Below are 25,289 nucleotides of genomic sequence, written 5' to 3' on the forward strand. Positions count from 1 at the left end.
AGCATAGGCGCGGCGGAGATACGGAACAAGTCGCGACGGATGGCGTTGAATTTGGAGTTCACGTGTTCAATGACCAAACGTCCATTCTGAAACAAAGCTCCCGACGCACATGGAGTCAGCGGCGTGGAATTGCTCGACGATTTCGGCCGGGCTCGTGCCGACACGCCAGCAGGCTCGGCCAGGGAGACTGTTTCCACGAGATACTGGTCGAGAAAGGATGACGAGGTGCGCGATCTGCAAGGGGTGCATCTTCTGATCGTCGAAGACGAATGGATGGTAGCCGGAGATCTCGCCCGTTATTTCAGCAATATGGGTGCGATCATTCTGGGACCGGCAGCGACGGTCGAACAAGCATCATTGCACACTGAATCGGCCGAGGCTGCCATCCTCGACGTCAACCTCAACGGGCGACGCGTCTTTCCGATCGCGGACGAACTGATGCGCCGCGGCGTGCCGTTCGTGTTTTTCAGCGGTGACAGCGATATCGCCATTCCCGAACATCTCCGGCATGCCAGCAACCTGCGAAAATCCTCGGGCAGCGGGGCTGTATTCAATGCTCTTTTCCCGCCGCAAAGCCCGGCTGCGGCGAGCGGCTTTGTGCCAAGTTCGCCGGACGACGTGTTTTCGCTCCTGCCCAAACTCAGGCTTGCGGCACGTCTGTTGCTGGGGGATGTGGAAGCCTCCGACCGGCTTGTCGAAAGGACGCTTGAGCGAGCGATCCGTGACATCGACCAAAGGCGGATCGGCCAGTCCACCGAAGACTGGCTTAACGCCATCATGCGCGATTTGGCAAAGTCCAGCGGCGCAAGGCTTCTGAACTGAGCCGAACCAGGTTTCCGATTGATCGCCGGCCGGGCCTCGGTCAGCCCTTTTGGTCACGCTCGACGAACTTGTTGAAACGGCTGGTCTGCCCGCCGCCGGTGTTGGCCTGGTAAAGAAAAGCCAGACGGTTCTCATCGAATATCCGAAAGAACTCATCCCATTCGACTGGTTCGAATGCCTCCTCGGGCTCGCCGAAATCGATCCGCAGGATGCCGCCCTCGCCCTTGGTTCGCACCACTGCCGGCCGGCCGTTCCGCTCCTCGGCCCATTTGCGAATCTCCTCGTGATTGGTGGTCGTCTGCGATTGCGACATTGAAATCTCCTTTCAGCCAGCTCTCTCGCCGCGCACGCACCGCGGCAACTGTTGAGCGTCCTAACAGCACACGGCAGGCAATGTTCCAGCACCCGTCGCGTGGTGCGATGCGCCTGCTGTCGAATGAAACCGCCAGGAGAACTTTGTTGATGCGCAGGGAACAAAGCTTTTGCCGAGAAGTTGGGGGCGCCGAGGTCACCAGTCCGAGGAGTTGTCGTGAAACGTATACTGGTCACAGGGGGCTGTGGTTTCATTGGTCGCCACGTCGCACAAGAATTCGCCGATCACGGTTATTCGGTTTGCATCCTAGATGCATTGCTGGATCAGGTGCATGGCGGCGAAGCGGTCAACCTTCCCGCTGGAGCCGAACTGATCAAGGGCGACGTGCGCGATCGCGAAGCCGTCACCAAGGCGCTGAAGGGCGTCGACGGGGTGGTTCACCTGGCTGCGGAAGTCGGCGTCGGCCAATCCATGTACGAGATCGCCCGCTATGTCGGCGCCAACGATCTCGGCACTGCAACACTGCTCGAGGTGTTGATCAAGCACCCGGTCGAGCGGATCGTCGTCGCGTCTTCGATGAGCGTCTACGGCGAAGGTCTGTATGCCACGCCCGACGGCCGGCGCGTCGGCAACGCCCGGCGCAAGGCCAACGACCTCAAAGGCGGACAGTGGGATCCCTTGTCGGCGGACGGTGAACCTCTCTCGCCGTTGCCGACAGACGAAGAAAAGCCGATCGATCTCGCCTCCATCTATGCATTGACGAAATATGCCCAGGAACGCGCCGTGCTGATCTTCGGCGAAGCCTATGGCGTCAATGCGGTGGCGCTGCGCCTGTTCAACGTTTTCGGCGCCGGACAGGCGCTTTCAAACCCCTATACCGGCGTGCTGGCCAACTTCGCCTCGCGTCTCGCCAACGGCAAGCGGCCGATGATCTTCGAAGATGGCCAGCAGAAGCGCGATTTCGTTCATGTACGTGACGTCGCCCGCGCCTTTCGCCTGGCACTGGAGCAACGCCAGGCAAAAGGCCACGTCATCAACATCGGAAGCGGCCGGGCTTATGCGATCCGCGATGTCGCGCGCCTGCTGGCCGAGGCCATGGGAACGCCGGACCGCTCACCCGAGCTGCTCGGCAAAGCGCGTTCCGGCGACATTCGCAACTGCTTCGCCGATATTTCCAAGGCGCGTGAATTGCTCGGCTTCGAGCCGGGGCGGCAATTGGAGAATTCGCTCGGCGACTTTGTTTCCTGGGTGCGCAACACGATTGCCATCGATCGGGGCGCCGACATGAAACGCGAGCTCGAAGAACGCGGGCTGGTGTCATGAAGCCGGGTAGACGCAACCGTCGCGAAGCACCTGTCGCCATCGTCGGCGGCAGCGGCTTCATCGGGTCCAATCTCGCCGACAGCCTGTTGTCGGACGGCGAGCCGGTGCTGGTGATCGACAATCTCAGTCGCCCCGGTGTCGAACAGAACCTTGAATGGTTGTCGCACAAGCATGGAAGCCGCCTCACCGTGGAAACTGTCGATGTGCGCGACGCCAACGCCTTGGCTTCGGCCCTCACGGGGTCGAAAGCCATATTCCACCTGGCCGCGCAGACCGCCGTTACCACCAGCCTGGTTCGGCCGGGCGAGGATTTCGACATTAACCTTAGGGGAACTTTCAACGTCCTGGAGGCGGCGCGACAGAGCGGCGAACGCATCCCGGTGATCTTCGCCAGCACCAACAAGGTGTACGGCAGCCTCCCCGACATCGCAGTTCGCCCGGAGGGCGAGCGCTATGTGCCCTGCCACCCTGCGATCCGCACCGAGGGTATCGGCGAGGGCCGCAGCCTGGACTTTTGCACACCCTATGGCTGCTCCAAAGGCGCGGCCGACCAGTACGTGCTCGACTACGCCAAGTCCTATGGCTTGCCGACTGCGGTCCTGCGGATGAGCTGCATCTACGGTCCGCGCCAGTTCGGAACGGAGGACCAGGGCTGGGTTGCGCACTTCCTGCTTTGCGCGCTTTCGGGGCGGCCGATAACCATTTACGGCGACGGCAGGCAGGTGCGCGACATCCTGCACGTCTCCGATGCGGTTGCAGCCTACAGGGCCGTGCTCGACCGGATCGAGACGATCACGGGCCAGGCGTTCAATCTCGGCGGCGGACCGAAAAATGCGCTCAGCCTGCGCATGCTGTTGAGCGAGATCGGTACCCTGACGGATCGAGCACTGTCGATCCGTTATGAGGCAGAGCGGACGGGCGACCAGCCCTTCTTCGTCGCCGATACCAGGAAGATGCAAACCACGCTTGGCTGGACGGCGCATGTTTCGTGGCGCGAAGGCATCCGCGACCTCGCCGAATGGTTGCAGCGTCACCGGCTCGAACCCCACGCCGAAGCCGAGAGGTACGTCGCATGAAAATCGCGTTGGTCAACCCATTCTGGACCTACGACGACAGCATCTATTTCGGCTGCCGCCAACCGCATCTACCCCTGGAACTCGGCTACTCGAAAGCCTTGCTCGAACGGGCTGGCCATGAGGTTCTGATGCTGGACGGACAGCTTCAGAAGCTTGACAATTCCAGCCTTTCCGAACGGGTGGCCGAGTTCGCGCCGGCAATGACGGTCGTCACCACCGCGCCGACCTATCTGTTCTGGCGCTGCGCGCCGCCGGAATTGCGCGTGCCGGCCGATTTTCTCAACCGTCTTGCCGGGCGGGGCGGGCGCACCGTCGCGGTCGGGCCGCATGGCTCGGCGACACCGGCGCCAACGCTGCGCAAGCTCGGCGTCGACATCATCGTGCGCGGCGAATGCGAGGAGGTCGTGGCCGACCTTGCACGGCGCGATGATTGGAGTGCGGTGTCGTCAACCGCCTACTTTAGCGAAGCAAGGCTGATCTCGAACGGCGGCGTCCACGCCAGTTCGTTCATCGACCATCCGCCGCTCGAATGGCCATCGGACTGGATCGCCGCGCACGCGCACCACCATCACAGGTTCGACGACCACCAGGTGGGGTTCGGCGCGGAAGTCGAGGCGTCGCGCGGCTGCCCTTACAATTGCAGCTTCTGCGCCAAGATGGATTTCCGCGATGCCTATCGCCGCCGAAATCACGAGGCGGTCGTGACGGAAATAGACCGGCTGATCGCCCAAGGTGTCGGCTATATCTACTTCATCGACGAGATTTTCCTGCCGCAGAAAGCCTTGCTGGAGGCACTGGTCGACCGTGACGTGAAATTCGGCGTACAGACCCGCATCGACCTGTGGAAGCCCGAGTTGCTGGAATTGCTTGGCGCGGCCGGTTGCGTGTCAATCGAAGCGGGCCTCGAAAGCCTGACGGTGGAGGGCCGGGCCATGCTGGCCAAGCGCTGCCGCCTGGGCACGGAGGAACTCGCCGCGCTGCTCGTCGATGCAAGACGCCATGTTCCGTTCGTCCAGGCCAATCTGATCGGCGTGGTCGAAGATGACCCTGCCCTGGTCGACTACTGGCGAAACCACCTGATCGACAACGGGGTATGGGCCAATGAGCCGGTACCGCTCTATCCCTACCCGAGTTCGCCCAGCTATCGCGAGCTTTGGGGCGAGCCCGATGACATCGCGTGGGAGCGCGCGCATGAACACTATCTCGCCTCGTTCCAAAAATTCAGCGACATCCAGGAGAAGCGCCCGCGTCCGCTGGCGGAACTGGAGGCGACATGTTGCGGACACTGACCCCGCGTTCGCGGCGCATCTTGATGACGGTCGATGCCGTGGGCGGCGTGTGGCGGTACGCGCTTGATCTGGCGCGGGAATTCGTGGATGGCGGGGACAGCGTTTTGCTCGCCGGTCTCGGTCCGGAACCATCCACGCAACAGGCCGAAGAAGCACAGTCCTTGGCGACACTGAGCTGGCTGAACACGCCGCCGGACTGGATGACCCGCAATGCCAGCGACCTCGATGCGTTGCCGGGGGAGCTGCATGCGCCCATTCGTGACCACGCCATCGACCTTGTTCATCTCAATGCGCCGACGCAGGCAGTGGGGCTCGATGCGCCCTGCCCTGTCGTGGTGGTCTCGCATTCCTGCGTGGTCACATGGTTCCATGCCGTCAAGGGACAGGCGGTGGACAGCGCATGGGACTGGCAGAGGCAGCGCAACAGGCGCGGCTTCGACAGGGCCGACGCCGTCATCGCGCCGAGCCACAGCCACGCCGGCATGCTCGAAACCTGCTATGGACAAATCGCGCATCTTAATGTCGTCGCCAACGGCGCCCGCCCGGTAGCGAAAGCCGAAAAGCGTCAACCGCTCGTCTTCGCCGCCGCCCGCTGGTGGGATGAAGCCAAGAACGCCGCGGTGATCGACCAGGCCGCGTCGATAACGCAATGGCCCGTCTTTGCAGCCGGTTCCACGCTAGGTCCGGACGGCCAGCGCGCCGGCTTCAGCCATGCCGTCGCTCTCGGAGCGCTACCGCATGATGAGATGCGCTCCCTGATGGCACGCGCCGGAATCTTCGTGTCGCCATCGCTCTACGAGCCGTTCGGCCTGGCGACGCTGGAAGCGGCCATGTCGGCGACGCCGCTGGTTCTATCCGACATCGCCACCTACCGCGAGTTATGGGACGGGGCCGCGTTATTCTACGACGCGCGCGACCCGCACGACCTCGCCGCCTGCATCAACCGTCTCTCCGCGGATGCGCAGCACAGGCTGGAGCTCGGACGGGCAGCCCTGCGCCGGAGCCGCAGGTTTTCGTTGGCGAGGCAGGCAGCGGCCATGCGCGACGTCTACGACAAAGCGGCCCTAGCGATGGCGGAGCGCTGATCATGCGCTTTCTGTTTTATACCCATTCGGTCGTTTCCGACTGGAACCATGGCAACGCACATTTCCTGCGCGGCATCATGCGGGAACTGGTCGCGCGCCAGCATCAGGCGATCGCGCTGGAGCCGGCGGACGGCTGGAGCCGCTCAAACCTGCTGGCCGAGAAGGGCTCCTTCGCCATCGAACGCTTCAGGAATGATTTCCCCGAGCTGATGCCGGTGACCTACGATGCCGGCTTTGACCACGAGGCCTGGATCGCCGATGCGGACGTGGTGGTCGTCCATGAATGGACCGAGCCGGATCTCGTCGCGCGCATTGGCCGCGCCAGGGCCAGCGGCGGCAACTTCATCCTCCTGTTTCACGACACCCACCACCGCGCCGTGTCGGCGACCGAGGCGATCTCGGCGCTCCGGCTGGAGCATTACGACGGCGTCCTCGCCTTCGGCGAAGCCCTGCGCGAGAGCTACCTGCGCGCCGGGTGGGGCAAACGCGTCTTCACCTGGCACGAGGCGGCTGACGACCGCCTGTTCAGACCGCACCCGGAGATCCGCCCTGCGTCAGACCTGATCTGGATCGGAAACTGGGGCGACGACGAGCGTACCGCAGAACTCAAGGAATTTCTGATCGAGCCGGTGCACGAACTCGGCCTCGATGCCACCGTTCATGGCGTGCGCTACCCCAGGCAGGCGCTCGCCGATCTCGCAGCCGCCGGCCTGCGCCATGAAGGTTGGATCGCCAATGCCGACGTGCCGAAGGCGTTCGCAGCGCATCGTGTCACGGTGCATGTTCCGCGCCGCCCCTATCGGGAAGGCCTGCCCGGCATTCCGACCATCCGCGTGTTCGAGGCGCTCGCCTGCGGCATTCCGCTGATTTCGGCCCCGTGGTCCGACACCGAGCAACTGTTCAGGCCAGGCGTCGATTTCCTGTTTGCGGACAATGGCTCCCAGATGCGGCGACACCTCCGGGCCGTACTCGGCGACGCGGATTTCGCTGCCTCCCTGGCGGCGTCTGGTCTCGAGACCATCCGCCTGCGGCACACATGCCGGCACCGCGTGGACGAGTTGTTCGGCGTGCTCGCCGAATGCGGACCTCAACACATCCCCAATCCGACCGCCGCAAAGGAAGCTGCTGAATGAAGATCGCTTTTTATGGATCGAGCCTGTTGTCGTCCTACTGGAACGGCGCCGCTACCTATTACCGTGGGTTGCTCAAGGCGCTTTCCCAACTCGGCTACGAAATCACCTTCTATGAACCTGACGTCTATGACCGCCGGAACAACCGCGACATCGAGGCGCCGGATTGGTGCGCCGTCGTCGTGTACGAGGCGACCCAGCACGCGCTGATGCAGGTGGCGGCGTGCGCCGCCGAGGCGGATATCGTCGTCAAGGCGAGCGGCGTCGGTTTCGAGGATGAGGCGCTGCTGCGCGCCGTGCTCGATCACGCGCGTCCTGACGCGCTCGTCGTGTTCTGGGACGTGGATGCTCCGGCGACGCTCGGCCAATTGCGCGATGAACCGGACCATCCGCTGCATGCCGCGCTGCGGCAAATCGATCTTGTGCTGACCTATGGCGGCGGCGACCCCGTGGTCTGGGCCTATCGCGCCATGGGAGCGAAGGAATGCGTGCCGATCTACAATGCGCTCGATCCTGAAACGCATCATCCAGTCGCCAGTCAGGCGCGTTTTGCTTGCGACCTCGCTTTCCTCGGAAACCGGCTGCCGGACCGTGAGGCGCGCGTCGAGGCGTTTTTTCTCGATCCGGCCAGCCGTTTGCAGGAGCAGCGTTTCCTGCTTGGCGGATCGGGCTGGGGCGGCAAGCCGCTTCCCGCCAATGTCAGTTGGCTCGGCCACGTCGGCACCCGCGACCACAACGCCTTCAACGTCACCCCGAAGGCCGTGTTGAACATCAGCCGCGACAGCATGGCCGCAAACGGCTTTTCGCCCGCCACCCGGGTTTTCGAGGCGGCGGGCGCCGGTGCCTGCCTCATCACGGATGCGTGGCTGGGCGTCGAACTGTTCCTGAAACCCGGCGAGGAGATCCTGGTCGCGCGCGACGGCGGCGATGTCGCCGAAATCATGCGCACCTTGACCCCCAATCGGGCAAAGGCGATCGGCGCGTCCGCGCTGCGCCGCGTCCGCGGTGAACATACCTACGCCATGAGAGCGGCCGTGACCGATACGGTCTTGAGGCGGCACTTCGAGCGCGGGACCGTGGAGGCGGCGTAATGACCAAGCGGCTCAACATCGTCTTTCTCGGCCTGTCCCTCTCCTCGTCCTGGGGAAACGGCCACGCCACGACATTTCGAGGCCTGCTGAAAGGCCTGCATGAACTCGGTCACCGCGTGACCTTCCTGGAGCGCAACGTGCCGTGGTATGCCAATCACCGCGACTTGCGCGATCCCGATTTCTGCACTCTGCGCTACTACGAAACGACGCAGGAGTTGCAACAGGACTGGGCACGATGCCTGCAACAGGCCGATGTCGTGGTCGTCGGGTCCTTCGTTCCGGAGGGGCGCGCGGTCATCGACATTGCCGTGGCGCTCTGCAAAGGGGCGCTCTGCTTTTATGACATCGACACGCCGGTGACCCTGGCAAAGCTTTCGACGGATGAATGCGACTATCTTAGTCGGCGGCAGATTCCGTATTTCGATGTCTATTTCTCCTTCACCGGCGGGCCGACGCTTGGCCGACTGGCGCAGGATTTCGGTGCGCGCCGTGCCGAACCGCTCTACTGTTCGGTCGATCCGCAACGGCATCACCGAACCGCCGACCCAGTCGGCTGGGACCTCGGTTATCTCGGCACCTACAGCACCGACCGGCAGGCAACGCTCAACGCGCTGTTGCTCGAGCCCGCACGGCGCATGCCGGAGCGCCGTTTCGTCGTCGCCGGCTCGCAATATCCGTCCGACATCGTCTGGCCTGAGAATGTCGAACGAATCGAACATTTGCCGCCGGCCGACCATGCCGCATTCTATAGCCGCCAGCGCTACACGCTGAACGTCACGCGCAGATCGATGATCGCCGCCGGATGGTCGCCCAGCGTACGGCTTTTCGAGGCTGCCGCTTGCGGCACGCCGATTATCAGCGATCGCTGGCCGGGTCTCGACAGCTTCTTTCCTGCTTCGGCGATCCGCACGGCCGACAAGGCGGATGACATCGTCGATATCCTGCTCAGGGAATCCGAGCGCGCCCGGCTCGCCATGGCCGGCCGGGCGCGCGAACTCGTCCTGGCAGCACATACCGGTGCGGCCAGGGCCCGCGAATTCGTGTCGCTGCTGACAGGACCGAGAGCGGCGATGATCGATCTCGATATCGGAACCGCAGCATGACTGAAAGACAGGAGAAAACAGCGATGCGGCAAACAAGAAAAGCGCGAAGGGCGAAGACAGTGCTTGTCGCCGGCGGCGCGGGTTTCCTCGGCTCGCATCTTTGCGAAACGTTGTTCCGCAACGGCTGGCGTGTGATCTGCGTCGACAATTTCCTTACCGGCCGCATGGACAACATCGTCTCGATCATGGACCAGCCGCGCTTCCGGCTGATCGAGCAGGATATCTGCCGGCCGCTGAACCTCGGCGAGCCGGTCGATCGCGTTTTCAACCTGGCATGCGCTGCTTCGCCGCCGCGCTACCAGGCCGATCCGATACACACGACACGCACCTGCGTCATCGGAACGCTCAACCTGCTCGAACTCGCCGCCCGCAACAATGCGCGATTCCTGCAGGCGTCGACAAGTGAAGTTTATGGCGACCCGGAACAACATCCGCAACGGGAAGACTATGTTGGCCATGTGAACTTCACCGGCCCGCGCGCCTGCTACGACGAAGGCAAGCGGACCGCCGAAACGCTTTGCTTCGATTATCTGAGAGCAGCAAAAGCCGATATTCGCGTGGCTCGCATCTTCAATACCTACGGTCCCAGGATGGACCCCGCCGACGGCCGCATCGTCTCGAACCTGATCATGCAGGCGCTTGAGAAGCGCTCGATGACGATATTCGGTGATGGGTTGCAGACAAGGTCCTTCTGCTACGTCTCCGATCTGATCGAAGGTATGATGCGCCTGATGGATCTCGACCCCAATCCCGGAAAACCTGTCAACCTGGGCAATCCCGGAGAATTCACCATCATGCGACTGGCATCCATGGTGAGAGACATGACCGGAACCAAATCGGATCTGAAATTCCTGCCCTTGCCGCAAGACGATCCCCGCCGCAGGCAGCCCGACATCTCGCGTGCAAAGGCGCTGCTCGGCTGGACGCCGAAAGTGCCCCTCAGGCAAGGGCTGATGCAGACGATCGGATACTTCTCCAATCTCGAAACCAGCGAGATCGACGGCCGGATGACAGCTATTGCGACAAACGCAAGATCGGGCAGGTTGCAGGACCTTCCGGCCTGAGGCCAGGCCGCCGCAGCCACGTGTTCCGGCATGACCGCTTAAGCACGGTCATGCCTCCTGCCGCACTTTTGCGGATTGCGCGGAACATCCTGGCAAGCTCGGGGTTTGACGATGAGATCCCGCTATGGAGAACGGACCTGTGCAACCCAAACGATCCGCAAAGGATATCGAGCAGATTGCGGAAAGAGAGACGGCTGCCTTTCTGCGACGGGCCTCCATCACCTATCTCGAGTGCTGCGTCAGCCTGATGATGACGCATCTGCAGCGCGAGGAAGTGGCCACCATTCTCGAACGCGAAGCGGACATGCTGCGAAGACTGGACTGATCGTCACGGCCCGGACCTCTCCAGGAAGCGTAGCAGCCCTTTCTTGTACCGCGTTGCCGCAGCTACCAGCCTTGGCTTCTCCGGGCCATGCTCGGATCGGGCAGCAACGTTCCAGAGTCCCAATTGAAACGCCAGGTAGCAAGGTTCGAGATAGTCAATGAGGCCGGTATCGATATTGAGCCGCTCCCCGGCTTCCATGCGGTGGACCAACGTCGCTAGCTCGCTGTCGGAAAATCCATGTTCGACGCGAGCGCCGGCAATGTCCCATTCTATGGGCTGGCAGCCGATCAAATCATGCCCGCGGCAGTGATCGACGGCATCCGTCTTGATCAACATCCCGTCGGCAGAAACGAGAAACTCCCACGGGTGAAGCCTTCCGTCGATCTCGACCCGTGGCAGCGCTTGCGCAGGGGCACGCTTCGAGAACCAGTTCCGCAGCTCCGCCGCGCGCCGCTCACCCAGGGCTTCGGCGCCATTGTGGACGGCCATCTCAGCGAGTTCCGGCAATCCAGCACCCAGTTCCGGAGTTCTGAGATTGGCCGCACGCCAAGCGAGATAGTGTGCGAGCTCCGCGACAAGCCTGTCTCTGGACAGGTTTACCTGATCCATTGTCTTTCCCTCGATCCACCGTTCAACCAGAAAACCGTGACAAAGCCCGACGATCTGCGGTCCGAAGCCGGCTTCGTGCAGCATCTCCGCGGTTTGCATCTTGCGCTGCCCGGTTTGACCGAGGCCGGCAAATTTGACGAGCCACCGATCGCGTCCCGCGGACGCCAGGAATTTTCGCCGCTCGATGCCGCGTTGACTCGGCGGCCAGAGCCTCTCCTCGGCGTAGTGGAGGTTTCGCCACTCTCCAGCGGATATTTCGGTCAGGGCCAATTGCGGGCTGCCGGCAGCCTCCGCCACCCAATCGCGTAGCGTCGGCATTTGCGCGCCGCCCGGGAAGGTGCGTTCGAAGGCCCGCGCCACATGTTTGCGGCAACCCGACCATGTCTCACGAACCTCCTTAGAGGCTTCGGCACCTGGGCCGCCGGAATGGCTGGGGAACAGGTGAATGCGATCCCTATCGATGCCCAGCCGCCGCAGCCATGCGACGACGGCATGCATCGAACTGCCCGACAGGCCGGGGCCCTCGTCGACGACAGCGAAGCAAGCCGAGGGCTTGTCCCTCCAGGCGCTGATCAATTCCGGGTCGGCGTTGACATACCTGCGGAAAGGATGGCCGATCGGGCGCACGCTGATGGGTACCGGCGCGTCGATCGCCGCGGCGACCAGGGCGGCAAGCCCGAGGCCAATGCTGCGGATGCCGATGACGCATGTATTCGCGTCGAGGCCTGATGCCCGCGCCGCGCCGAGATAGCTTTCAGGATAGAGCGCATAATGCGCGTATCCCTCGGCCGTGCCGGTAAGAACCTTGCCCCGGCAGTCGAGCGCGGCCAGCATATGCCTCAGCATGGGATCGACGGCGCCGGTCACTGTGAAGCCGCTTCGCCAGGACCTCGCCACTTCCGCCGCAAGGCCGACCAGCAGCTTGGCACCTTGCCGCTGCCTCGGCGAAGGGGTGTCCCCGCCGCGGGCCTCGAACTCGACATCGGCCAGTGCCTGGACCAGTTCCGAGACCTTGACGAACAACCCTACCAGCGCAGCGTGGCGTTGAATGCCGCAGGGCCTGCAATCGAGGCTTTCAGCCATTTCGCTTGCAGCCTCGCGAAGCTGTCGCGCGTCTTCCGTTCGTTTGTGGTCGCCGTAGACGATCATCCACCGATTCCAAGCTCGCCGTGCGCCAACGCGGCATGCGCGGCTTTGATCCATCCTGCCGCGCGCAATTTTTCCACATGCCAAGGAACATTCCGGCAAGCTGACGGTTCGGGCCCAGGAACTTACCTTGGACAGCACAGGACGGCAGTTTCGTGGGATCGAAGAAAGTTCGTGTCGGTATCGTCGGTGTAGGCAATTGCGCATCCTCCCTGGTGCAAGGCCTTTCCTATTACCGAGACGCAAAAGGCAACGAGCCGATCCCCGGGCTGATGCACGCCGATCTCGGCGGGTACCACGTCGATGACATCGAGGTCGTCTGTGCGTTCGACGTCGCCAAGGGCAAGGTCGGGTGCGACGTGGCCGAAGCGATCTACAGCGCCCCGAACAACACGTTCCGTTTTGCCGATGCGGTTGCAACCGGGGTTCGCGTGGAGCGTGGCCCCACGTTGGACGGCATCGGCAAATATCTGCGCACGGAAATCGAGGAAGCGCCGGAGCCGGTTGCCAATGTCAGCGAAATCCTGCGGAACAGCGGTGCCGATGTGCTCGTCTCGTACCTGCCGGTGGGGTCGGAGGAAGCGACGCGCTTTTATGCCGAATGCGCCCTCGAGGCCGGCTGCGCCTTCGTCAACTGCATACCGGTTTTCATCGCGTCACGGCCCGAATGGCGCCTGCGTTTCGAGGAACGCGGGCTGCCGCTGGTCGGCGACGATATCAAGAGCCAGGTCGGCGCGACAATCGTGCATCGGTTGCTGGCCAATCTCTTCCGCGAGCGCGGCGTCCGCATCGACCGCACTTATCAGTTGAACTTCGGCGGCAACACCGATTTCCTCAACATGCTGGAACGCGAGCGGCTGGAATCGAAGAAGATCTCGAAGACGCAGTCCGTGACCAGCCAGTTCGATGTTCCCCTGGAGCCGGGCAACATTCATGTCGGCCCCAGTGACCATGTGCCATGGCTCACCGATCGCAAATGGGCCTACATCCGGGTTGAAGGCACGACCTTCGGTGGAGTGCCGCTCAACGCCGAACTCAAGCTGGAAGTCTGGGATTCGCCCAATTCGGCCGGCGTGGTCATCGACGCCGTGCGCTGCGCCAAGCTGGCGCTTGACCGCGGCATCGCCGGCGCGCTGACCGGTCCGTGCAGCTATTTCATGAAGTCTCCGCCTGAGCAGTTCACCGATGCCGAAGCTCGGCAGCGCACGCTCGCATTCATCACAGGCAGGGACGAGCCTATGCTCGATGCCGCGGAATGACGACGACCTTCTTCCTGATCCGGCACGCGGCACACGACAATGTCGGCTCCTATCTGGCCGGACGGATGGGCGGAGTTCGCCTTGGCGAATCCGGCAGGGCTCAGGCGGCGCATCTTGGCCGCCGCATGGCCCGCGAGCCGATTGCCGCTATCTGGTGCAGCCCACGCGAGCGCACGCAGGAAACCGCCAAGCCGATCGCGACTGCCTGTAATGTCGGCGAAATCGCGATCTGCGCCGAACTCGACGAGATCGACTTCGGCATCTGGTCGGGAAAGACGTTCGAGGAGCTGAACGGCGATGCCGGCTGGCAGGCGTGGAACAGCCGGCGGCAGGAAGCAAGCACCCCAAGCGGCGAAACCATGCTGGATGTCCAACAGCGTATCGTCTCGCTGATGGATCAGGCTCGCGAGCGGCATCAGAATCAATGCGTCGCGCTGATCAGCCATGCCGACGTGATCAAGGCAGCCATCTGCCATGTGCTTGGTCTGCCCGTCGGCGACAGTTTTCGCTTCGATATCGACCCCGCCTCAATCACGACGATCGTGTCCGGAGACTGGGGAGCAAAGCTCATCCGTCTGAACGAACTTGCCTGACGAGGACTTGCCGGATGCAGATGGTCATTTTCGGTCTCACCGTCACGTCTTCATGGGGAAACGGCCACGCCACCCTGTGGCGTGGCCTGATCCGCGCGCTGGCCCGGCACGGCTGGTCCATCACCTTTTTCGAGCGCAACACCCCCTACTATGCCGGTGCGCGGGACCTCGATCAACTGGATGGCGGCAATATCGTGCTCTACCCCGACTGGGAGGACATCCGGAGGGTTGCGGAGCAGACGATCAAGCAATCCGACGTCGTCATCATTACCTCCTACTGTCCCGACGCCGTGGACGCTTCGCGCCTGGCGCAGCAGGCATGCCGCGGGCTGCGCGTCTTTTACGACTTGGACACTCCGGTCACTCTGGCGCGCCTCGATCAAGGTGAACGCCCACCCTATTTCGGGCCCGAGGGCCTTGCCGATTTCGATCTCGTCCTGAGTTACACGGGCGGCTCGGCAATCGATGCACTCAAGTCGGTCCTCGGTGCACGCCACGTGGTGCCGCTCTATGGCCATGTCGATCCCGACCAACACCGGCCGGCAGTACCTAGGCCGGAATTTGCGGGCGATCTGTCCTATCTCGGGACCTATGCGGCAGATCGCCAGGCCGGCGTCGAGAAACTGCTGGTCCGTCCGGCCGCACTCCTGCCTGACCACCGCTTCATCATCGGCGGTGCACAATATCCACAGGAATTCCCGTGGAGCGACAACATCTTCTTCGTCAGGCATCTTCCGCCGGCAGATCATCCAGCCTTCTTTTCGTCGTCCCGCCTGACGCTGAATGTGACGCGCGAGGCGATGGCGCAAAAGGGGTGGTGCCCTTCGGGCCGGCTGTTCGAAGCAGCGGCATGCGGCGTGCCGATCGTCACCGACACCTGGCCGGGCCTCAGCAGTTTCTTCGAACCCGGTAGCGAGATCCTGCTGGCGTACGACACAGACGACGTGATCGCGGCGCTCAAACTGCCATCGCACGAGCTCGATGCAATTCGAAGCCGTGCGCGTGAACGGGTTCTGGACGAACACACATCCACGCGGCGCGCGGCGGAACTGGATCGCATCCTGAACGAAGCCTTGCAGAGGTCGGCCGGCGAACCGATGAAGGAAGCAGTCTGATGTTGGGCATCGTGCCCGCTGCCGGACGCGGCAGCCGCATTCAACCGCTCGGCTTCTCGAAAGAGCTGCTGCCGGTCGGGAGCCGGATCGATGGACAGACAGAGCGCCCATGTGCCGTAAGCGAGTACCTGGTGCGGCGGATGGTGCGCGCCGGCGTCGACAAGGTCTGTTTCATCATCGGATCGGGTAAATCCGACATTCTCGAATACTATGCCGCGGGCTACGGAGCGGCGACCGCTCTGTTCGTGGTACAACCCAACCCTGTTGGCCTTTGCGACGCCATCTTCCGGGCAGCACCCCTCGTCGCACCGGACGAGACGGTGTTGATCGGGCTTCCCGATACGATCTGGTTTCCCGAAGACGGCTTCTGCCGTCTGCCGGACGACCGGCTGTCATTCCTGCTCTTCCCGGTGGATCGGCCGGAATTCTTCGATGCCGTGGTTCTCGACGAGGAGGGCCGGGTGCGGGAAATCCAGGTCAAGCGGCAGGACGCGGCGACGAACTGGATATGGGGCGCGTTCAAGATGCCGGGCCATGTCCTGCACCAGCTCGCGGCACTCTGGCGCGAGCGGGATTGCTATGACGAATATATCGGCACGTTGATCAACGCCTACCTGACGGCGGGCGGTCAGGCGTATGGGGTGAAGGCAGGGGCCGCCTACGTCGATGTCGGCACTTTCAACGGTTATCGCGCGGCCCTTCGGCTGCTCGACGACGATGCTGCGTCCAAACAGCACCGGCCCACGATGATCGCGCCTACGGCACATTCGCATGCCGTTCCGGGCGAAGGAGCTTAGCCATGCTGCATTCCCATGCTGAAATCCAACGCCGTATCGATGCCCTCGGCCCATGGTTCCACAACATGGAACTGGCCGGCGTCGAAACTGCTCCGGACCATTTTCTCGGTAACTACCCGCTGGTCAAATGGCGCAAGTTCGCCTATGCCATTCCAGCCGACCTGTCCGGCAAGTCCGTGCTCGATATCGGCTGCAATGCCGGTTTCTATTCCATCGAAATGAAACGGCGCGGCGCCGGTCGCGTCCTCGGCATCGATTTCGACGAGGCCTATCTGGCACAGGCGCGCTTTGCCGCCGAAATCGCGGACTGCGACATCGAGTTCCAGAAGCTTTCGGTTTATGACGTCGGCGCCCTGCGCGAGACATTCGACATCGTGCTGTTCATGGGGGTTCTTTACCACCTGCGCCATCCCCTGCTCGCGCTCGACCTGATCCGCGGGCATGTCGCCGGCGACCTGATGATCTTCCAGTCCATGCAACGCGGCAGCGCCGATCTGCCTGCGCTTGAGCAGAATTATCATTTCTGGACGCACGACCTGTTCGAGCGGCCGGAATTTCCGAAACTGCATTTCATCGAACATCGATATGCCGACGATCCGACCAATTGGTGGATTCCCAACCGCGCCTGCACCGAAGCGATGTTGCGCAGCGCCGGCTTCGAGATTTTTTTGCACCCCGAGCAGGAGGTTTATTTTTGCCGTTCCGCCGGCGATCCGGCCGGCGGCGGCGCCGTCTACCCGTCGAAAGGACAGATCCATGATTGAAGCCGCGATGATCTGGAACGAGCCCAACAACAAATCGCATTGGGATCCCGAGCTCGACCCCGATTGGAGCCGCTTCGCCGCCATGGCAATGTTGTCGGCGGATGCGATAGCGTCCGAGAACCCGGCCCTGACCAAGGTGCTCGGCGGCATCTCTCCGATCGACCCCGGCTTCGTCACGCGCATGAAGGAACTCAGATTGCTGGACCACGTCGATGCCGTCGCGGTGCATGGCTTTCCGCTCGACTGGAACCTGTGGCAGATCCAGGAATGGCCACAGAAGATCGGTGAGATCGCGGCCGTCACCGATCTCCCGATCTGGGTCAGCGAAGTTGGCGTGTCGACCTTCGGCGCCGACGAGATCCAGGTCTGGGGCCTCAGGCGCACCGCTGAATTGCTGCTCGGCAACGCTCCGCGCATCCAGTGGTACAGCCTTTATGATCTCCCGCGCGAATGGGAAGCAACAACGCGCCATCGCGAAGCGGAAGGCTCTTCCTACTATCGTCACTTTCATATGGGGCTGCTGCGCCAGGACGGCACGCCAAAACCGGCACTGGAGGAATTCCTGCGCCATACGCCGGAGATGGGGCTGGTGCAGTGGTTTCATTTCGAGGACCCGCGGCTGGACGACGCCGTCGCCTGGATGAAGCGGCTCGGGGTCACCAATATGCGGACCGGACTTTCCTGGGCCGACAGTTTCAGGCCGAATGCATTGAACTGGTTCGACCGACAGATGGAAGCGCTCGCCGATTTCGACGTGACCGTCACCTTCTGCTTCACGCCAGAGCATCGCGGGATGATGCCTCACCACACCAGTCCGCCGCTGGTGCCGGAGGAATTCGCCGAATTCTGTGCAACCATGATCCGCCGCTACGCGCCCGGCGTGGCTTCCACGTCGAAGCGGCGAGCCTCGGCAGCGTGAGGCTCCCATGCATCAACCGTCGGCAACCCTGGGCGAATTCGCGGCCCTGTTGACGGGCAGTGACGCAGCACATGGCTCCGCCCTCATGGTCGTCGTCGCGCATCCGGACGACGAGACAATCGGCATCGGCGGGCATCTTGCCGGACTGCGGTCATGCCGCATCGTCCATGTCACGGACGGAGCACCACGCGATCTTGCCGACGCGCAAGCGCATGGTTTCGAGACATGGCAGGACTATGCCGATGCCCGCCGTGCGGAACTGACGGAAGCCTTGGCCGCGGCCGGCATATCGCCATCGGGCCTGACCGCTCTTGGCTATCCCGACAAGGAGGCTGCGGCGAATCTCGTGGCGCTCGCGCAGGAACTCGCCTGCCTTGTTTGCGAACCCGACATCCGCTTCGTCTGCACACATCCTTTCGAGGGAGGCCATCCCGACCACGACGCGACCGCTTTTGCCGTTCACGCGGCCTGCCATCTTCTGCGCCGTGACCGCCGGCCCGTGCCCACCATCATCGAAATGGCCTTTTATTCGGCTGGCCCGGACGGCCCGGTATTTCAGGATTTCGCCAGCGGCACCGGCAGTGATTGCATAGAGGTCTGCCTGACCGAAGCGGCCTTTCAGCAAAAGCAGCGCATGCTGGCCAGCCACCTGACGCAGCAGCGGACGCTGGCGCCGTTCTCGACCCGCACCGAGCGTTTCCGGCTGGCGCCGACCTATGATTTCCTGAAGCTGCCCAACGATGGCAGGCTCTACTATGAATCGCTGCCGCTGGGTTTCGAGCCCGGCACCTGGCTGCATGCAAGCGCCCGTGCTCACGAGGCGCTCCGGCTCGACCAGCCATGACGCTCACAGTGCTCAATGTTGCCTATCCTCTCGCGCCGGTGGGACCGAACGCCGTTGGCGGCGCCGAGCAGGTGCTGTCAATGCTCGATCAGGCCCTGACCCGCGCCGGTCACCGGTCCATCGTCATCGGCTGCCAGGGTTCCAGTGCAAGCGGCACTCTGGTGGAAACGCCCGCCGAAGCCGGCGTGCTCGACCAGTCAGCAAAAAACCGGGCACAGGAGTCCCATCGCGCCGCGATCGCCGCTGCCCGCGCCCAATGGCCGATCGACGTGGTTCACCTGCATGGCATCGACTTCGACGCCTACCTGCCTGCCGACGGTCCGACCCTGGTGACGCTTCACCTGCCGCTCGACTGGTACCCGGCCGGGGCGCTGCGCCCAGGGCGCGACGATCTCTGGCTTCACGCCGTCTCGTCAGCCCAGCAAAGAACCGCACCGCCGGACGCAAGCTTGGTTGCCCCGATCCCGAATGGTGTCGATATCGACGCGCTGAACCAGCCGCGGCCCAGGGGCGACTTCGCCGTCGTGCTCAGCCGCATCTGCCCGGAAAAGGGCATACACCTGGCATTGGATGCCGCCAGGCAGGCTGATGTGCCGCTGGTCATCGGCGGGCGGGTCTATCCTTACGAGACGCATACCCAGTACTTTCGCGATGAGGTCGAACCCCGCCTCGATCGTCGGCGCTGCTTCCTCGGTCCGCTCGGCTTCGCCGCCAAGCGGCGCTTGCTCAATGCAGCACGCTGCCTAGTCGTTCCGAGCCTCGCCGCCGAGACCAGTTCGCTGGTCGCGATGGAAGCACTCGCCTGCGGCACACCGGTGATCGCCTTTCCAAATGGTGCGCTTCCCGAAGTGGTCGAGCACGGCAAGACCGGCTTTATCGTCAACAATGTCGACGAGATGGCGCAAGCAATTGTCGCGGCACCCAGCCTTGATGCCGAGACGTGCCGAAGCGAGGCGCGCCGGCGGTTTTCGCTCGAGCGCATGGTCTCGTCCTACATGAGCGCCTATCTGGCGCTGGCCCGGCTCGGCGCCGACCGCAGGCGTCTCGCCGCGGTGCGGTGAAAGAGCAGATGCTGCGCAGCGAGATCATCGGCGATCCAGAGCAATTGCATGCACTGGCGCCGCACTGGTGGAACCTGTGGGAGCAGAGTTCGTCGGCGACGCCCTTTCAATGTCCCGCCTGGCTGCTGCCGTGGTGGCGCACATTCGCTCCGGGGGAGCTGGCGACGGTCGCCATCTGGCGCGGCAACGATCTGGTGGGCCTGGCGCCGCTCTATCTCGAACATGGCACGGAAGGCTCGAAACTGCTTCCGATCGGCATTTCCCTCAGCGACTATCTGGACGTGCTGTGTGTGCCCGGCAGCGAGGCCCAGGTCGCCACTGCCCTTGCAGAGAAGATACTCTCGATCGAGTGGTCGCAGTGGATCCTGCCGGATCTGCCGCAAGGCAGTGCCGGTCTGGCGATCGAACATCCCGAATTGAAAGCCGATGGACTGGTCGGCCACGCCGTTTGTCCCGTGCTTGCCACCGACGGCGATGAAACGCTGGCGGGCTGCGTCCCTGCCCGGCGCAGACGCCAGTTGCGCCGGGCGCGCCGCGCCGCATCCAGACGCGGCCGGGTCGAGTTGTCGCCGGCACGAGGCGATCCTCAACTGTTCCTCGACCACCTGATAGGCCTGCACGGCGCGCGCTGGGCCGGAAACGGAGGCGGCGTGCTGGCCGACCCCGCCGTCGAGCAATTCCACAGGTGCTCGCTTCCCCTGCTCGACGCTCGAGATCTGACCCGACGCTGGGTGCTCGCCATCGACGGCAAGCCAATCGGCGCCTACTACGGATTTCACCATCGCGGCCGTGCCTATGCCTATCTTGGCGGTTTCGATCCTGCCTATGCCGAGGAAAGTCCAGGCGCGATCCTGGTCGGCCACGCAATCGCCGAATCGATCCGCGAAGGTGCGCGCGAGTTCGACTTCCTGCGCGGCCAGGAGCCGTACAAATATGGCTGGGGCGCTGGCGACAGGTGGACGATGCGAAGGACTTGGACGCGGAAATGAGACCATGGTTTCGATGGAACCAACATCCGTGCGCCGCCGGATAGCGGTCGGGCTGGCGGTCGAGGACTGTATGGCGGACGCTGTCAGTGCCGAGGCCGTCATCGCCAGGCTGGCGCTGCATCTCCACCCAGGCATCGGGGCAGTCGAATTGGCGGAGATCGTGGCGGAGATCGACCCGGTCGATACTCGAGACAGGGAAAGGCTCCAGCAGATAGCCGGGCTGCTTCGCCGCGGATCGGAGGTTTTTGCCACGTTGCAGAAAACGGGTTCTGCCGTTCGTCACGAACGCGACGACGACGAGACGGATGCAGATGTGGTGACGCGGCTGGCCTCGGGCTTTGATGCCGCGGCAGCGATTTCCCGGGTGGCGAGTGTCCAGTTGGCTTCCCTTGGCGATGAGGAAAGGCTGGCAGCCACGACCGACGAAATCGTTGCATGGCTGACAGCGCAAGACTTCACCGGTGCTGGACGCAGCATTCTGGACATCGGTTGCGGCATCGGGCGTTTCGAACGCGCGCTGTCGGCATCCTGTGGGCGGGTCGTCGGTATCGACATATCGTCGAGGATGGTCTCGATCGCCCGTGAGCAATGCGCAGCGCTTGGCAATGTAGAGTTGCGGCGGACCTCAGGCCTGGATCTGGCGGAGTTCGGCGACGCGAGTTTCGACTGCGTTCTGGCGGTCGACAGTTTCCCCTATCTGGTGCTAGCCGGCGTGGCCGAGCGGCATTTCGGCGAAATTGCGCGCGTCCTCAAAAGGCCGGGCAGGCTGGCCTTGCTGAACTACTCATATCGCGAATCACTGTTTTTGGACCGCTCCGATATACGTCGCCTGGCGCAACGTCACGGATTGCAGGTCGTCATCGATGGCGAAAAAGCGTTTCGGCTGTGGGACGGCGACGCCTTCCTGCTTGCCGGCGTGACGGAACATTACCAGCCAATGCCAGTTCGGGCGTCGAACACAGCGACGCTGAAGAGCGGCGCCAATTCGAAGGAGGACAGCATGGCATCCGGCAGCAAGAAACATATCGGCCGTGGCAGCCACGGCAAAGGGGCCGGCGCCGGAGCAATGACCGAACTGGCCAAGGACAAGATCGAAGAGAATGCCGTTTTATCCAACAGGGACAAGAAGCAGCACAGCGAGGAACGCGGCCTGGACGGCAATCAGATCAAGTCCGATCAATATCAGGATCATGCCGCAAATCGATTGCCGAAGGACTGAAAGCGCCGCAGTGGATCTGTGACCTCGGCAATCGAGAGTGGAAGAAAAACCTGTGCAAGGGCTGCCGGCAACGGTTTCGGCACCGGGCATCTCCTTGTAATGGCGGTTGCTTGTCATCACAATAGGATGACGGACTGCCATCCATCCAGCCAGGGAATACGATGTCTCGTTCGAGCGATGATAGAATGGACCCGCGCGCAGGAATGGCGATGGATCAGGAGATTGCCTCTCTGCTGATCGCGATCGAGCAGGAAAAGGTTCCTGATCGCTTGACCAGACTGGCGATCGAACTGCAAAACGCGCTCCTTGCGAAACGCCGGCGCGACATAAAGAACTGACTATCCGCGGCTGTCGGCATCAATATCGATCTGCCCGTCCGACAGATGATTTCGTCTTTCCATCAGCGTCTGCAGCGAACTCTCCCCCAGGAACTCAAGAACGGCGGCGCGGGCACGGTTGAGCCGGCTTTTGACCGTTCCCACCGCACAGCCACATATCTCGGCCGTCTCCTCATAGCTGACACCTAGGACGCCGATCAGCATCAGCACCTCGCGCTGGTGTTCAGGGAGCCTCTGGATGGCGCCGTGAACTTCCTTGCTCTGAACGGTCCATTCCTGTGTGGCTTCCGAAATCGGCCTCGAGGACGCGCAGTCGAGCAGGCCAGGCGCTTCCCTGGCCGCGACCTTGACCCGGGTGTAGTAGGTGTTGCGCATGATGGTGAAGAGCCACGACTTCATGCGCGTGCCGGGTTCGAACTTGTCGATGTTGGCAAGGCCCTTCGTCAACGTCTCCTGCACCAGATCGTCGGCATCGTCGGGGATACGGCAGAAGGTGCGCGCGAAAGCCCGTAGCGCGGGTATCAGGTCAACGATGGAAACTTCGTGGGTTTCCTGGTCGGCCAAAAGATAGCCTTCGCCTGACAATGGTCCAGCTCCCAGAAAGAAGTATGAATGCAGACCCCAGCTAAATGCATGGACGTTTGTATCGTTCCGGGCGTTGAAGACAACTCTCCAGAAAATTCTGATGCGGCCGAACGATCCTGCTGCGGCCGCGCCCCCTTGCGCGCCGTCCACCAGCGTGTTCGCGCTGGCTTAGGATAGGCGCGACGCGCCGTTGTGCGGGAACAAAGCCATGCACCGGCAGTTCGGCGCCTTGAGCCAAGTCAGCCCACGGGCGTCAATCGAGGAAAAAATCATGGCCAAATCCGCACACCGTTCAGCTCCCAAATCGGCGCGTATGCACGATCAGAATGCCGCGCGCGGAAATGGCGGCGAATTGCACCAGATCGCGGAAGCCGACACGCCTGTTCTCACGACTGCCCTGGGAACGCCTGTCTCCGACGACCAGAACACATTGCGGATCGGCGAGCGCGGACCGTCTCTGATCGAGGACTCCCACTTTCGCGACAAGATCTTCCACTTCGATCACGAACGCATCCCGGAAAGGGTGGTGCATGCCCGTGGTTACGGCGCTCATGGCTATTTCGAGACTTATGAATCGCTGGCCAAATACACGCGTGCCGACATTTTCCAGCGCGCCGGCGAAAAGACGCCTGCCTTCGTGCGGTTCTCGACGGTCGCCGGCAACAAGGGCTCGTTCGACCTCGCCCGAGACGTGCGCGGCTTTGCCGTCAAGCTCTACACCAAAGAAGGCAATTGGGACCTCGTCGGCAACAATATTCCCGTGTTCTTCATCCAGGACGCCATCAAATTTCCGGACCTCATCCATGCTGCCAAGCAGGAGCCAGACCGGGCTTTCCCGCAGGCCCAGACCGCACATGACAATTTCTGGGATTTCATCAGCCTGATGCCGGAATCGATGCACATGGTCATGTGGATCATGTCGGATCGAGCGATACCGCGCTCCTTCCGTTTCATGCAAGGCTTTGGCGTCCACACGTTCCGCCTCGTCAATGCCGACGACGAATCCACATTCGTCAAATTCATCTGGAAGCCGAAACTCGGCATGCAGTCGGTGATCTGGAACGAAGCGGTCAAGATCAATGGCGCCGATCCCGACTTCCACCGCCGCGACCTGTGGGAAGCGATCCAGTCAGGAAACTTCCCGGAATGGGAGCTGACGGTGCAATTGTTCGACCAGGATTTTGCCGACAGCTTCGACTTCGACATCTTGGACGCCACGAAGATCATCCCTGAAGAGATCATTGAGCCAATCCCGGTCGGGCGGCTGGTGCTCGACCGTATGCCGGACAATTTCTTCGCCGAGACCGAGCAGGTTGCATTCATGACCCAGAACGTGCCGCCCGGGATCGACTTCTCCAACGACCCGCTTCTGCAGGGCCGCAACTTCTCCTATCTCGACACCCAGTTGAAGCGGCTGGGCAGCCCGAACTTCACCCATATTCCGATCAACGCTCCGAAATGCCCCTTCGCACATTTTCAGCAGGACGGGCACATGGCCATGCACAACCCGGTCGGCCGCGCCAACTATGAGCCGAATTCGTGGGGCTCGGGTCCCCGCGAGGATCCGCAACGCGGCTTCCGCTCTTTCGCCGACGCCGAAGAGGGGCAGAAGGTGCGTCTGCGGGCGGAGAGCTTCGCCGACCACTACAGCCAAGCGCGGCAATTCTTCAACAGCCAGACAGCGCCGGAGCAACGCCATATCGCCATGGCGCTGACATTCGAATTGAGCAAGGTGCAGGCACCGGCGATCCGCGAACGCATGGTGGCGCATCTGCTGAACATAGACGAAACGCTGGCGACTCAAGTCGCCGACAAGCTTGGCATTCGAAACATGCCCGACCCCGCCGAGGCCGCCGTCCCGCCGCGCGACGACCTGCCGCCGTCTCCGGCTCTCAGCATTATCGAGAACGGCCCCGACAGTTTCAAAGGCCGCAAGGTCGGCGTCTTGCTGAGCGACGGGGCCGACACGGCCCTTTTCGAACAACTTCGCTCGGCCATCGAAACGGAAGGCGCGGTCATGGAGGTGATAGCGCCCAAGGTGGGCGGCGTCGAGGCCGCAGACGGCACCCACATCGAAGCCAGACACATGATCGACGGCGGTCCGTCGGTCCTGTTCGACGCCGTGGTACTGCTCCTGTCCGAGCCGGGCGCCGAGTTGCTGGTCAAGGAGGCAGCCGCGAAGGACTTCGTGTCGGATGCCTTTGCGCATTGCAAATTCATCGGCTTCACACCGGGAGCCGCGCCTCTCCTGGCCAAGGCAGGCGTCGCAGCCGATGCCGATGAGGGATTGATGCGGCTGGACTCCGCAGCCTCCGCCAACACATTCGTGCAGGCTTGCCGCAAGCTGCGGCTGTGGGCCCGGGAAGCGGCCGTCAAGCTGTGACGCTATCGACCGGCACGGATTCCCGTCCGTGAGCGGCGGTTCGGCCA

25 protein-coding genes and 1 pseudogene are annotated in these 25,289 nt (G+C 62.7%); 23 read left to right on the plus strand and 3 right to left on the minus strand.

The window, feature by feature from the left end; translation table 11 throughout:
- The first annotated feature begins 123 nt into the window (after window positions 1-123).
- Entirely contained in the window at window positions 124-822 is a 699-nt protein-coding gene (locus FJ426_RS27050) for a response regulator (protein ID WP_224617831.1), read from the plus strand.
- A 40-nt stretch (window positions 823-862) separates the two neighbouring features.
- On the opposite strand, the gene FJ426_RS27055 is transcribed toward FJ426_RS27050, so the two are convergent.
- Window positions 863-1,135, minus strand: coding sequence for a hypothetical protein (locus FJ426_RS27055; protein WP_140497420.1), 273 nt, complete (start codon window positions 1,133-1,135; stop codon window positions 863-865).
- A gap of 216 nt (window positions 1,136-1,351) precedes the next feature.
- Between FJ426_RS27055 and FJ426_RS27060 the strand changes: the two genes are divergently transcribed.
- From FJ426_RS27060 to FJ426_RS27100, 9 genes are all read left to right on the plus strand, one after another.
- Entirely contained in the window at window positions 1,352-2,458 is a 1,107-nt protein-coding gene (locus FJ426_RS27060) for an SDR family NAD(P)-dependent oxidoreductase (protein WP_140825655.1), read from the plus strand.
- Window positions 2,455-3,534, plus strand: a complete 1,080-nt coding sequence (locus tag FJ426_RS27065; protein ID WP_140561678.1) for an NAD-dependent epimerase/dehydratase family protein — start codon at window positions 2,455-2,457, stop codon at window positions 3,532-3,534. Before FJ426_RS27060 ends, FJ426_RS27065 begins: the two co-directional genes overlap by 4 nt.
- Window positions 3,531-4,823, plus strand: a complete 1,293-nt coding sequence (locus FJ426_RS27070) for a TIGR04295 family B12-binding domain-containing radical SAM protein (RefSeq protein ID WP_140497414.1) — start codon at window positions 3,531-3,533, stop codon at window positions 4,821-4,823. Before FJ426_RS27065 ends, FJ426_RS27070 begins: the two co-directional genes overlap by 4 nt.
- On the plus strand, window positions 4,808-5,908 hold the full coding sequence (locus FJ426_RS27075; protein ID WP_140561680.1) for a glycosyltransferase family 4 protein: 1,101 nt from the start codon (window positions 4,808-4,810) through the stop codon (window positions 5,906-5,908). The genes FJ426_RS27070 and FJ426_RS27075 overlap by 16 nt, the downstream gene beginning before the upstream one ends.
- 2 nt (window positions 5,909-5,910) lie before the next feature.
- Window positions 5,911-7,041: a glycosyltransferase gene (locus FJ426_RS27080; protein WP_140561682.1), complete on the plus strand. Its 1,131-nt coding sequence runs from the start codon at window positions 5,911-5,913 to the stop codon at window positions 7,039-7,041.
- Window positions 7,038-8,129 (plus strand): glycosyltransferase, encoded by a 1,092-nt coding sequence (locus FJ426_RS27085; protein ID WP_140561684.1) that lies wholly within the window; start codon window positions 7,038-7,040, stop codon window positions 8,127-8,129. Before FJ426_RS27080 ends, FJ426_RS27085 begins: the two co-directional genes overlap by 4 nt.
- A complete protein-coding gene (locus FJ426_RS27090) occupies window positions 8,129-9,232 on the plus strand; it encodes a glycosyltransferase (RefSeq protein ID WP_140825656.1) in 1,104 nt (367 codons plus the stop codon). The genes FJ426_RS27085 and FJ426_RS27090 overlap by 1 nt, the downstream gene beginning before the upstream one ends.
- Window positions 9,233-9,255: 23 nt before the next feature.
- On the plus strand, window positions 9,256-10,296 hold the full coding sequence (locus FJ426_RS27095) for a UDP-glucuronic acid decarboxylase family protein (RefSeq protein WP_140525130.1): 1,041 nt from the start codon (window positions 9,256-9,258) through the stop codon (window positions 10,294-10,296).
- Between the two features lie 139 nt (window positions 10,297-10,435).
- Window positions 10,436-10,621 carry a hypothetical protein gene (locus tag FJ426_RS27100; RefSeq protein WP_140497402.1) on the plus strand — a complete coding sequence of 62 codons (186 nt, stop codon included), beginning with the start codon at window positions 10,436-10,438 and terminating at the stop codon, window positions 10,619-10,621.
- Between the two features lie 3 nt (window positions 10,622-10,624).
- Here FJ426_RS27100 and FJ426_RS27105 read toward each other — a convergent pair whose 3' ends face one another.
- On the minus strand, window positions 10,625-12,379 hold the full coding sequence (locus tag FJ426_RS27105) for a hypothetical protein (protein WP_140561686.1): 1,755 nt from the start codon (window positions 12,377-12,379) through the stop codon (window positions 10,625-10,627).
- A gap of 152 nt (window positions 12,380-12,531) precedes the next feature.
- Here FJ426_RS27105 and FJ426_RS27110 point away from each other — a divergent pair, with 152 nt between their 5' ends.
- From FJ426_RS27110 to FJ426_RS27160, 12 genes and pseudogenes are all read left to right on the plus strand, one after another.
- A complete protein-coding gene (locus FJ426_RS27110) occupies window positions 12,532-13,635 on the plus strand; it encodes an inositol-3-phosphate synthase (protein WP_140515202.1) in 1,104 nt (367 codons plus the stop codon).
- Window positions 13,632-14,228: a histidine phosphatase family protein gene (locus FJ426_RS27115; RefSeq protein WP_140515201.1), complete on the plus strand. Its 597-nt coding sequence runs from the start codon at window positions 13,632-13,634 to the stop codon at window positions 14,226-14,228. The genes FJ426_RS27110 and FJ426_RS27115 overlap by 4 nt, the downstream gene beginning before the upstream one ends.
- 14 nt (window positions 14,229-14,242) lie before the next feature.
- The gene (locus FJ426_RS27120; protein ID WP_140497396.1) at window positions 14,243-15,343 is read left to right on the plus strand and encodes a glycosyltransferase; all 1,101 of its coding nucleotides are present in this window, start codon (window positions 14,243-14,245) and stop codon (window positions 15,341-15,343) included.
- Complete coding sequence (locus FJ426_RS27125) at window positions 15,343-16,140, plus strand: sugar phosphate nucleotidyltransferase (protein ID WP_140497394.1); 798 nt, start codon at window positions 15,343-15,345, stop codon at window positions 16,138-16,140. The genes FJ426_RS27120 and FJ426_RS27125 overlap by 1 nt, the downstream gene beginning before the upstream one ends.
- 2 nt (window positions 16,141-16,142) lie before the next feature.
- A complete protein-coding gene (locus FJ426_RS27130; RefSeq protein WP_140497392.1) occupies window positions 16,143-16,904 on the plus strand; it encodes a TIGR04290 family methyltransferase in 762 nt (253 codons plus the stop codon).
- Window positions 16,897-17,823: a beta-xylosidase gene (locus FJ426_RS27135; RefSeq protein ID WP_140497390.1), complete on the plus strand. Its 927-nt coding sequence runs from the start codon at window positions 16,897-16,899 to the stop codon at window positions 17,821-17,823. Before FJ426_RS27130 ends, FJ426_RS27135 begins: the two co-directional genes overlap by 8 nt.
- 7 nt (window positions 17,824-17,830) lie before the next feature.
- The gene (locus tag FJ426_RS27140) at window positions 17,831-18,667 is read left to right on the plus strand and encodes a PIG-L family deacetylase (RefSeq protein WP_140515199.1); all 837 of its coding nucleotides are present in this window, start codon (window positions 17,831-17,833) and stop codon (window positions 18,665-18,667) included.
- Window positions 18,664-19,728: a glycosyltransferase family 4 protein gene (locus tag FJ426_RS27145; RefSeq protein WP_140561687.1), complete on the plus strand. Its 1,065-nt coding sequence runs from the start codon at window positions 18,664-18,666 to the stop codon at window positions 19,726-19,728. Before FJ426_RS27140 ends, FJ426_RS27145 begins: the two co-directional genes overlap by 4 nt.
- A gap of 8 nt (window positions 19,729-19,736) precedes the next feature.
- Window positions 19,737-20,717: a GNAT family N-acetyltransferase gene (locus tag FJ426_RS27150; protein WP_181169760.1), complete on the plus strand. Its 981-nt coding sequence runs from the start codon at window positions 19,737-19,739 to the stop codon at window positions 20,715-20,717.
- A 70-nt stretch (window positions 20,718-20,787) separates the two neighbouring features.
- Window positions 20,788-21,504 (plus strand): annotated as a pseudogene (locus FJ426_RS31905) (class I SAM-dependent methyltransferase); the annotation flags it as partial.
- A 213-nt stretch (window positions 21,505-21,717) separates the two neighbouring features.
- Window positions 21,718-21,936: a hypothetical protein gene (locus FJ426_RS31910; protein WP_224519089.1), complete on the plus strand. Its 219-nt coding sequence runs from the start codon at window positions 21,718-21,720 to the stop codon at window positions 21,934-21,936.
- 185 nt (window positions 21,937-22,121) lie between these two features.
- Window positions 22,122-22,274 carry a hypothetical protein gene (locus tag FJ426_RS27160; protein ID WP_181165412.1) on the plus strand — a complete coding sequence of 51 codons (153 nt, stop codon included), beginning with the start codon at window positions 22,122-22,124 and terminating at the stop codon, window positions 22,272-22,274.
- Here the strand turns inward: FJ426_RS27160 and FJ426_RS27165 are convergent, their stop codons facing one another.
- Entirely contained in the window at window positions 22,275-22,838 is a 564-nt protein-coding gene (locus tag FJ426_RS27165) for a sigma-70 family RNA polymerase sigma factor (RefSeq protein WP_140561714.1), read from the minus strand.
- A 292-nt stretch (window positions 22,839-23,130) separates the two neighbouring features.
- On the opposite strand from FJ426_RS27165, the gene FJ426_RS27170 reads away from it, so the two are divergent.
- Window positions 23,131-25,242: a catalase gene (locus FJ426_RS27170; protein WP_140763671.1), complete on the plus strand. Its 2,112-nt coding sequence runs from the start codon at window positions 23,131-23,133 to the stop codon at window positions 25,240-25,242.
- The last annotated feature ends 47 nt before the right edge of the window (window positions 25,243-25,289 follow it).

The organism is Mesorhizobium sp. B2-6-4 (assembly GCF_006441495.1).
Taxonomy (GTDB): domain Bacteria; phylum Pseudomonadota; class Alphaproteobacteria; order Rhizobiales; family Rhizobiaceae; genus Mesorhizobium.